This window comes from Paraglaciecola sp. (assembly GCF_030730205.1).
Lineage (GTDB): Bacteria > Pseudomonadota > Gammaproteobacteria > Enterobacterales > Alteromonadaceae > Paraglaciecola.
In genome coordinates this window covers 1-3,399 of the sequence record NZ_JANQVQ010000144.1, presented here as the reverse complement: position 1 = coordinate 3,399, position 3,399 = coordinate 1, and the positions used below count along the sequence as shown (strand labels likewise).

Genomic DNA, 3,399 nt, shown 5'->3' with positions numbered 1-3,399 from the left:
AAACCGGACCCAAAACCGCCGTGTAGAGATTCATATAGAACCGGTTGTTGAATAAACCCATGCTGCATACACCACCGTCTTGAACGGTGGTGTTTAATTTATTAATAAAGACCATTTAATATTTAGCAATATCAAAGCCCTGATCTACGTGTTTGCACTGGACTGCCTGAAGCGAGCGCTCTGCATTTGATTCAAATTACACAAAAACTCTCACATTCATTCTACCGAGCCTAATAATGCAGAGGCCTTAAGTTTCTCTGTCAGCTATTTAGTAGGTTGCTGGCACTCCAAAAAAACACAATAATGCCAACAAAATTAAACATTTTTTACAAAACGCAAACTCTTAGCTAAGCTACTGCCTGAGCTAATCTCCGATAAGCTCATTTTACTGCTTGTTGCCTGACTAAGAGGAGTAATCAGGCATGCCGTCAGCAGTTATTCAGACAATAACAATAAGGAATACTGCATGCGCAACCATTATTCACTGATATCGCTAAGTGTGCTCAGTGCACTGGCTTTGACAACAACCAATACCCTTGCCCAGGACAATACCGCTGATAAGGGTGTTGAACGTATAGAGGTTACTGGAAGCCGGATTAAACAGACTGATCTTGAAGGCCGCAGCCCGGTACAAATTCTGGATCGAGATGCTATAGACCGTTCTGGTTTATCATCCATCGGTGACATTATACAAAACATTACTGCTTCAGGTTCCGCGCTTAATACTAAGTTTAACTCCAGCGGTAACTTTGGCTTTCCACCAGATGGCGGCGGTGTTGGCGCAGGAGCAACCACTGTCGACTTACGCCATCTTGGCGCAAAGCGTGTATTGGTATTGGTTGACGGTATCCGTTGGGTAAATGAAAGTTCTGCCTCTGGCGTAGGCGGCGTAGTGGACTTAAATACTATACCACTGGCAATTGTTGAGCGGATAGAGGTGCTTGAAGACGGCGCATCATCAATCTACGGCTCTGATGCAATCGCTGGCGTCGTCAATATTATTACCCGGCGCTCATCGACCGGCGCCACCATCAGCAGCAGCTTTGGTCAATATAGCAAGGGCGACGGTGATACCAGCACCTTTGAACTGAGTTTTGGTGGTGAAAGTGATAAACACAGCTACTTTATCGCGGCCAGTTATAACGAGCAGAAGTCGGTATTTGCCAATACCAGAGCTCAGTCTAGCCTGCCGGTACCCGGCACGGGTTTAGCCTTTGGCAGCTCTGCTATTCCGGGTGGGCGCTTTATCATAACCGATCCCAATACTGGTTTTACCCAGGATCTGGTACCCAATGCAGGTGTATCCAGCCCGGATTATGATGCGGCACTGGGTGAAAGTTGTGACCGAACTGACGATTTTCATTGTTTTACCAATGATGACCGCTTTAACTACGCAAGCTATAACCTGCTACAAACGCCGAATAAACGCATTTCGTTATATACCCAACAACGTTATCAATTCACTCAGGATACCAGCTGGTATATACGGGCACTTTATAATCAACGTAATAGTGTGAACCAGGCGGCACCGGAGCCGATGTTTATCGGCACAGCCGTACCAAGTAACTTTTGGTTAGATAATCTGACTATAGCCGCTGACAACCCTTACAACCCTTTTGGTTTCGATTTGGTAGCGTCAGGTGCTAACCCTAATTTAATTTTGGCAGGACGTCGGCCGGTAGAAGGCGGTGCACGTCGTTTTGAACAAAATGTTGATACCTTTTACGTCGGTAGTGGCATCGAGGGCCAGTTGGAATTATCAGACCGACTGTTCTATTGGGATGTAAATGCGGCTTACAGCACCAACCGGGCGACGCAGAACAATTTTGGCAGCTATAACGCCCGACGCATTGCCACAGCACTGGGCCCCTTGGCTAACTGCGATGCTGATCCGGCCTGTGTACCATTAAACATCTTTGGTGCTGGCAGTATTACACCAGAAATGTTCGGCTATATTCAGCCAGTAGTGCAGGATTCAAGCGAAAACAAACTGAGTCTGTATTCGGCTAACATCACCGGCGATATTGTTGAACTACCGGCTGGGGCCCTGAGTTTTGCCTCAGGTTGGGAATACCGGAAATATACCGGCCAATATCGGCCAGACGGTTTAACCGTAGCAGGTGATTATAACGGCGTGGTTTCCCTGCCAACGGCCGGCTCACTGAATGTGAACGAACTGTTTGTAGAGTTCAATGTGCCGTTGTTGGCAGATCTACCTCTAGCTAAACAATTGGATTTAAGCCTGGCCAGTCGTTACTCTGATTACTCCACCTTTGGCAGTGAAACTACCAGTAAAATTGGTTTCCGCTATCTGATGCAAGATGAACTGTTGTTCCGCGGCAGTTGGTCAGAAGGCTTCCGAGCGCCAAATATTGGCGAATTATTTGGCTCGGCCAGTGGTTTTGATGCAGTGTTGTCTGATCCCTGTTCACAACCTACGGCAGACCTAATAGCAAATTGTGCCACACTTGGCGTGCCAGCAAATTATCAGCAACCTAATCCGCAAATCAGCGTTGTTACAGGTGGTAATCGTGATTTGGCGCCGGAAACATCTACTAGCTACAACCTAGGTGTGGTGTTTAGCCCGGAATTTGCCGTAGCTAAAGCATGGTCTGAGCGGATGGATATCAGTGTTAGCTGGTATCAACATGAACTGGAAGGTGCTATACAGGCGTTAGATGCCCAGACACAGCTTAATCTGTGTGTGCAAACGCTTTCTGATACCTTCTGCGATGGTATAGGCCGTAATCAGCTTGGCGCTATCGACCAATTTAGCAACGTACTGACTAATATCGGTAGTATAGAGACCTCTGGTTTCGACTTTGATGTTGGCTTGCTATTACCGCAAACTGAATTCGGTCAGTTTGACATTAAGTTTCGAGCAAGTCTGGTAGACGATTACACTGTGCTGGATGCCAATGGCCAGCAACAGCCCAAAACTGTCGGCATAGAAGTTAATGATTCTGCAATTCCCGAGTGGAGTGGCAATCTGGCTTTAAACTGGAAACGTGACGCCTGGCAAGCAAGCTGGACCATGCGTTATACCAGTGATTTGGAGGAAAGTTGTGGTGATGCAGCTAGCTTCGCCATCTGCCGAAATGACCCAGAAGTAGGACGTAATCGACTAGGTAGCACCACTTACCATGATGCCCAGCTGAGCTGGAGCACCGATGCGGTGCTCTCTGGCATGCAACTAAGCTTTGGTGTGAACAATCTGTTTGGCAAAGAGCCGCCGGTATGTTTATCCTGTTCTCTTAATGGATATGACCCGTCGACGTATGATATGCCAGAAAGCCGCTACTGGTACCTAAGAGCTTCGTTCAGTATGTAATAACAAAAAACCCCGCAACTGCGGGGTTTTTTATATTCTAAGCTAATAAAATTTTTTAGTTCTTAGCG

General features: G+C 46.9%; 1 protein-coding gene. It reads left to right on the top strand.

What is annotated here, in order from left to right:
• Positions 1-466 precede the first annotated feature (466 nt).
• Positions 467-3,331, top strand: a complete 2,865-nt coding sequence (locus NWQ57_RS10250; protein WP_306022058.1) for a TonB-dependent siderophore receptor — start codon at positions 467-469, stop codon at positions 3,329-3,331.
• Positions 3,332-3,399: the final 68 nt, after the last annotated feature.